Source organism: Streptomyces sp. BE20 (assembly GCF_036322525.1).
Lineage (GTDB): Bacteria > Actinomycetota > Actinomycetes > Streptomycetales > Streptomycetaceae > Kitasatospora.
The window spans coordinates 1-635 of the sequence record NZ_JAQYWW010001043.1; the positions used below are offsets into that span (position 1 = coordinate 1).

1 pseudogene is annotated in these 635 nt (G+C 74.2%); it reads left to right on the forward strand.

The window, feature by feature from the left end:
- Window positions 1-635: pseudogene (locus tag PUR61_RS29275) on the forward strand (hypothetical protein); the annotation flags it as partial.

Genomic DNA, 635 nt, shown 5'->3' on the forward strand with positions numbered 1-635 from the left:
CCGACCCGCACGACTTCCTCGCCTTCCTCGACCGCAAGGAAGCCTGGGCCCACGCCTGGGACCTCGTCCCCACCGCCGTCGAAACCCTCCTCGCCCTGCGGCGGCTGGCGGAGGCCGAGGCCCTGGCCGCACGCCACGCCACCGGGATCGAGGGCCGCGACGCACCCGGCGCCGTCGCCGAACACCACCTGTGCCGCGGGCTGCTGCTGCGCGCGGCCGACCCTGACGCGGCGATGGCGGCCTTCGACCTCGCGGCCGCACGATGGACCGACATCGGCCGCCCCTACCCCGCGGCCCTCGCCGCCGAACGCGCCGCCCGCACTCGCACCGATCTCGACGACGTTTCCGTACGGCTCGCCGCACCGATCGCCGCCTTCGAACGCCTCGGCGCGACCTCCGACGCGGCCCGCTGCCACCGCGTGCTGCGGGAACTCGGCAAGGTGACCTCCAACCCGCGCGGCCGGGCCGGTTACGGCGACCGTCACACCCCCGTCATGTTTTTCGCGGTCCTGCAAGAGGGCCGCTGGCCTCCGGGCCCCGGCATGACTGTGTCCCCCTGTCGAAGAGATGACCTGGGGGGTGGTGTCACCGGGCCCGGAGGTGTCGTCGGAGACGCTGATGAGAGGTCCGGCCAC